Origin of the sequence: Thermomonas sp. (assembly GCF_023953935.1) — a bacterium.
Lineage (GTDB): Bacteria > Pseudomonadota > Gammaproteobacteria > Xanthomonadales > Xanthomonadaceae > Thermomonas.
This window is the reverse complement of sequence record NZ_JAMLIW010000005.1, coordinates 246,344-252,436: the sequence shown is the minus strand read 5'-3', so window position 1 is coordinate 252,436 and position 6,093 is coordinate 246,344. Positions and strand designations below refer to the sequence as shown.

Annotated in this window: 3 protein-coding genes and 1 pseudogene; 2 read left to right on the top strand and 2 right to left on the bottom strand. The window is 65.9% G+C overall.

Annotation, left to right across the window (positions count from 1 at the left end; genetic code table 11):
* Window positions 1–166 precede the first annotated feature (166 nt).
* Window positions 167–1,071: pseudogene (gene ttcA / locus M9902_RS07920) on the bottom strand (tRNA 2-thiocytidine(32) synthetase TtcA).
* A 63-nt stretch (window positions 1,072–1,134) separates the two neighbouring features.
* Between ttcA and M9902_RS07915 the strand changes: the two are divergent.
* Both M9902_RS07915 and M9902_RS07910 read left to right on the top strand, forming a co-directional pair.
* Window positions 1,135–1,353, top strand: a complete 219-nt coding sequence (locus M9902_RS07915; protein ID WP_324528012.1) for a YdcH family protein — start codon at window positions 1,135–1,137, stop codon at window positions 1,351–1,353.
* Between the two features lie 129 nt (window positions 1,354–1,482).
* A complete protein-coding gene (locus M9902_RS07910) occupies window positions 1,483–3,171 on the top strand; it encodes an RCC1 domain-containing protein (RefSeq protein ID WP_297222066.1) in 1,689 nt (562 codons plus the stop codon).
* A 104-nt stretch (window positions 3,172–3,275) separates the two neighbouring features.
* On the opposite strand, the gene plsB is transcribed toward M9902_RS07910, so the two are convergent.
* Window positions 3,276–6,041: a glycerol-3-phosphate 1-O-acyltransferase PlsB gene (plsB, locus tag M9902_RS07905; RefSeq protein WP_343231877.1), complete on the bottom strand. Its 2,766-nt coding sequence runs from the start codon at window positions 6,039–6,041 to the stop codon at window positions 3,276–3,278.
* Window positions 6,042–6,093: the final 52 nt, after the last annotated feature.

The window sequence follows — 6,093 nt, the reverse complement described above, 5'->3', positions numbered from 1 at the left end:
TGAGGTTGCGAAAGAACATTGAATGATCCAGAGGAAAAAGAGGGTGATGCGGATGTCTGAGGCTTGACGCGACCATCGGCGACAGGGATGTCGCCGATGAGCCTCCATGGATGGATTCACGGCGTGTCGCGGCAAGACTCAGGCCTCCGCAGCGCCGCCGGGGATATCAGCAGGCATCCACATCGCCTGTGGTCGAGGAAGAAAGCCACGCATGCGCGTCCGGTAGATCGCCGTCGCCGCGTTTGCCCAGCGCGTGAAAATCGAACAGCTTGGGATCGCTCAACTGCGAAGGCCGGATATCACCCAGCGCCCGCGCCATGGTTTCGACGCGCCCCGGCGTGTCCTTTTCCCATTGCGCCAGCATCTTTTCACTTGCTTGCGCTGCAGGTTGTCCTGCGAGCCGCACAGGTTGCAGGGGATGATCGGGAAGGTCTTGGCCTCTGCGTACAGCTCGATGTCGGCCTCGCGCACATAGGCCAGCGGACGGATCACGACGTGCTTGCCGTCGTCGCTGAGCAGCTTGGGCGGCATGCCGGACAGCTTGGCGTGGAAAAACAGGTTCAGGAAAAACGTGTTGACCAGGTCGTCGCGGTGGTGGCCGAGCGCAATCTTGGTGAAGCCGTGCTCCTCGGCATAGGTGTACAGCGCGCCGCGGCGCAGCCGCGAGCACAGCGAGCACATGGTCTTGCCTTCCGGGATCACCCGGGTGACCACCGAATAGGTGTCCTGCTCGATGATGTGGAAGTCCACGCCGATCGATTTCAGGTACTCGGGCAGCACATGCTCGGGGAAGCCCGGCTGCTTCTGGTCGAGATTGACGGCGGTGATCGAGAACCGCGCCGGGGCCTTCTTCTGCAATTGCAGCAGCACGTCCAGCAGGGTGTAGCTGTCCTTGCCGCCGGACAGGCAGACCATCACCTTGTCGCCCTCTTCGATCATGCCGAAATCGGCAATCGCGCGGCCCACCTGGTGGCGCAGGCGCTTGGCCAGCTTGTCGGCCTCGCGCTTGGCGCGGGGGGCGGACTCCGAAGCGGGCTGGGGTGTGGAATCGAGGATCGGCAGGATGTTCATTTCCTGCCATTTTACCCGCGCCCGGCGCATGCCCGGGAACCACAGTCGCGCTATGCTCTGGCCATGGGCCGAATGCTCGAATCCGGTGAATTGGCCAAACTGGCGCGGCTGGTGATGGAGCTGCGCGAGGAGCACCGCGACCTCGACGAGGCGATCGCCCGCCTGCAATCCGACCTGCAGTCCGATGAGCTGCTGCTCAAGCGGATGAAGAAGCGCAAGCTGCGGCTGAAGGACCAGATCGCCTGGATCGACAACCTGCTGATCCCGGACGAACCGGCTTGAGGCGGCGACGGGTGAGTTGACCGCGGCACGTCGCATTCCGGCCTTTCCCCGATGTGATGTCCTCTCGCCTCCTTGTTTCCCGCTAGACCTCGGGAAGCCGGCCTTCGCCGGTGTCAGCGAGAGCGTGAGATGAACAAGGGGTCGATGTGGAAAGCCAGCCTCGGTGCCCTGTGGCTGGCCGTGGCGGGCTTGGCATGGGTGCCGACGGCGCTGGCGCAGACCAGTTCGGGCGCGATCCCGGACGGGCGCGGGCGGATGGTGGCGTTGGCGGCGGGTGGCAACCACAGTTGCGCGATTCGTCAGGATGGTTCCGTGGCGTGTTGGGGTAGCAACGTCGCCGGCGAAAGCACGCCGCCGGCAAAAGGCACTTTCACGGCGGTAACGGTGGGTGCATACCACAGCTGTGGCCTGCATTCGGATGGTGTCGCCGTGTGCTGGGGTGACAACGGTTTCGGCCAATTGAAGGTGCCTTCAAACACTCGATTCGTGGCGCTTGCCTCCGGCAACATGCACGTCTGCGGCCTGAGTGCCAGCGGCACGGTTGCTTGTTGGGGGCGCGATATCGCCGGCGAAACCCGCCCGCCCAAGCAAGCGTTCGTGGCATTGACCGCAGGCGCCGAGCATACCTGTGGCTTGCGTGCCGATGGCGTTGCGCAGTGCTGGGGGTCCAACGCCAATGGCGGCGCCACGGTGCCCGCCTATGAGCGATTCACTCAAATGACTGCCGGGTCTTTTCATACCTGCGGCGTGCGCGCCGATGGCAGCGCCATATGCTGGGGCAATGGGCTTGCGGGCAGTGTGCCCACGGGGCAAACACTGACGGCACTGGCGGCAGGGGATGAGCACACCTGCGGTTTGAACGTGGGCGGCACCGTGGCTTGCGGCGGCGGCAACAACAATGGCCAATCCCGCCCGCCCTCATCAAGGACGAAACGCTATATCGCGGTGACGGCCGGCTACCAGCACACCTGCGCATTGACCGTGGATGGTCGCGCGATCTGCTGGGGCGACGATACCTACGGCCAACTCAAAGTGCCGAGCGGCCCGTTCGGGATGGGCACCGTGGCGGCGGGCTACGCCCATGCGTGTGATCTGGATGCCGATGGCAGCCTGGTTTGCTCGGGCAGCAACAGCAGCGGCGAAGCCACGCCACCTGCGGGCAGCTTTGCCGACGTGGGTGCGGGTGGTAGCTTCAGCTGCGCCCGCAGTGCCACCGGCACGCTCGCGTGCTGGGGCTTCAATGACAGCGGTCGCGCCAGCCCGCCCAGTGGCCAGTACGCCGACATGCGCGTTGGCAGCTTGGGTGGCTGTGCCCTGACGGGTGCCGGTGGGTATGGTTGCTGGGGCTTGAACAACTATGGCCAGAACATGCCAACGCTGCTGCCAATTTGGGTCGGCGTGCATTACCGCCAACTCAGCCGAGGTTCTTTCCACGGCTGCGGCATCGTCAGTGATGGCAGTGCGCGCTGCTGGGGCTACGCTGGCACCAGTGCAACCACGGTGCCGGGTGGCAGTTGGCTGGCAATCGGCGAAGGCGACCAATTCAGCTGCGGCCTGCGCTCGAACGGCACCTTGGCGTGTTGGGGCGGTGCGATGGCGGCCACGCCGGTGCCCGCCGGTGACTTCAAGGCACTGTCGGTCGGTGAGGAACATGCTTGCGCGATCCGCGACAGCGGCGAGCTGGCCTGCTGGGGCAGCAACGCCCACGGGCAGGCAACGCCGCCGGCCGGACGCTTCATCCACGTCAGCGCGTCCTACACGCAAACCTGCGCCGTGCGCGACGATGGCAGCCGCACTTGCTGGGGCGGGTCGCCCTGAGTCCACGCGAGTCCCTGTGCAAGACCGGGAACGGGGCTACGGCCCCGTTCCTGCTTGACAGGCCAGACGGCCCTGTTGATGGACGGAACCGTCGAAGCGCTCAACTACTCCGCCGCATCCCCGGCATCGTCCAGTGCCGGACGTTCCCCGGTGGTGCGCCCCGTCTCCGGGCTGATCTTCTCGATGGTGTGGCGCAGTTCGCGGCCCAGCACCACGCGGGCGTCCTTGGCCCAGGCTTTCAGGCGATCGTCGAACATCAGTTTGCTGGTCTCGGGGTTGGGCCAGACCAGTTTCAGTTCGCGCAGTTTCTGGATGAAACTGCGGAACAGGCTCTTGTCGAAAAATTCCGGCGCGGTGTTGGCGTACAGCAGGGACAGGCGCTGCGCCGCAAGCTGGCACAGGCTTTCCAGTTCACCGGCGCCAAGCGTGCCGGGACCATTCTTCACCAGTACGGCGATGGCGATGTAATAGCGCTCGAACGCCTGCTGCAGGGAATGTCCGATCGCGCGCAGGCGGAACACTTCGTCGGTCTGGCCGGCGTAGCGTTGCAGGATGCCGCCTTCATCTTCGCTGACCTGCTGCAGCAGGCCTTCGCGGACGAACACCTCGATGGTACGGTCGATGCGTTCGGCAAACTCATCCTCGTCCCAGGGCAGGAACAGCTCGGCCTGCAGGAAGGGGTAGAGCATGCGACCGATCTGCTGCAGCTGGCGGCGGCCCATCCGGCGGTTGTTCTGGAAGCACACCGCGATCCACGCCGAGGCGGTGAACAGGTGCAGCACGTTGTTGCGGAAATAACTCAGCAGCACCGCGTTGTCGTCGTCCACCGCCAGCACGTCGCCGAGCGGATGGCGAACGCGCTGGATCAGGCCGATCTCCTCGCCATGGGCGATGATCTGCGCTGGGGTGTGCGGTGTCACCGTCACCCAGTCGGAATACGGCACCTCGGCCAGCAGGGTCTTGGCCAGGTTGATCTGGTTGTGCAGGTCGGCCTCGCCCATCGCGTGCTTGGGCGTGGACAGCAGCGCCAGCGCCAGCAGGTTGATCGGGTTGACGTCGGCGGCGCGGTTGACGTTCTCCTGGATTCGCTGTGCCAGTGCATCAATCGTGCTGGCGAACCAGCTCGGCTTGGCGTCATCGGGAATCGGCTGGCCATCCCATTCGGCGGCGTGCTCGGCCAGCACGTCCTTGAGGTGGATGCGCTCGCCGAAGTTCACCACCACCTGCCCGTAATTGCTGCGCAGCACCTTGGGGATGCCCAGCAGTACGCGCCAGATCGATTCCTTTTCCTTCGGCTTGCCGGTCAGCTCGTCGAGGTAGCTGCGGCCTTCCATCAGTTTTTCGTAGCCGATGTAGACCGGCTGGAACAGCACCGGCCGGCTCGGCTGGCGCAGGTAGGCGCGCACCGTCATCGCCAGCGAACCGCCCTTGGGTTGCAGCAGGCGGCCGGTGCGCGAGCGCCCGCCTTCGATGAAATATTCGATCGAATAGCCGCCGGCGACCAGCTGCGCCATGTATTCGCGGAACACCGCCGAATACAGCGCATTGCCCTTGAAGCTGCGGCGGGCGAAGAACGCGCCGCCCTTGCGCAGCAGGGTGCCCAGCACCGGCAGGTTGAGGTTGATGCCGGCGAAGATATGCGGCGCCACGATGCCGTGGCTGTAGAGCAGGTAGCTCAGCAGCAGGTAGTCCATGTGGCTACGGTGGCTGGGCACGTAGATGACCTCGTGCCCCGGCGCTTCCTGCTTGAACTGGTCCAGGTGATGCACCAGCACGCCGCGGTAGATCCGGTTCCAGACCGAGGTCAGGAAGAAGCTGGCCGAGCGCACCACCGTGTTCGAATAGTCGGCGGCGATTTCCCAGAAATAGGCGTTGGCCTTCTTCCACGCGCCGTCGCGCTTGCCGCCCTCGCGCTTGGCCTGGTCATCGATCGCCTCCTTGACCAGCGGCGCGGACAGCACCTGATCGGCCAGCATGCGCCGGGTCGACAGGTCCGGGCCGATGACCACTTCGCGCACGCGCCGGAAATGGGTGCGCAGCACGCGCGAGAGTTTGCGCACGGTGCGCTCGGGGTCGAGGCCTTCGGCCACGATCCCGTGCAGTGAGACCGGCGCAGCAAACTGCACGAGGGTGTCGCGGCCGTTGAGCAGCAGCGCCAGCATCCGCCGGAAGCGCCCGACCAGCGCCCAGTTTTCCGAGAACAGCACGGAAAACCAGCCGCTGCTGCGCTTGGGCGCCTGGCCGACGAAGATCGACACCGGCACCAGCTGCACGTCCAGCTCGGGGTTGTCGCGGTGGGCCTGCAGCAGCCGCGCCAGCGAGCCGGAATGGGTCTTGTGTTCAGCCCCGGGCAGCAGGCCCAGCGCATTGGCGTGACGCCGCGAAAGGGCGACGTAGGCGCGCTTGCGGCCGAGTGGATCGCCGGCGATCGGCAGCAGCGGCTCCGGCAGCCCGGATTCGCGGCAGGCGCGCTGCAGGATCAGGGCGTTGGACAGGCCGTAGTCTTCCAGAACGTAGCAGACCGGCCGGGCAAGATCGTCCTTGGGGGGCTGTCCGTTGCCGATGTCGAGCTTGAGCCACGGATCCAGCAGCGCGCCGAGCAGGCGCGACCACAGTGGCACCCGCGTCTTGGGCGGCGGAGCGGGCGGCGACGAGTCTCCCGGCTCGGCGCCGGGGGTGCCGGCGTTCGCGCCTGGGCCTTCGGGCGGAGGAATGGACTCGGCCTTGTGCGTCTCGACAAGAAACTCCGGCAGCGGCAGCGTGGCCGGCACGCCATCCGCCGAACCGGCTTCGGTGGTCGGCGGCGTGGGCGAGGAGTCGGCCTGCGGGTCGAACAGACCCGCCTGCTGTGGGGAATGGGGATCAGGCATCGTCGTGCATTATGGACGAGCGCCCCGCGCCTCGCGCCGGGGGCGAGGGCTC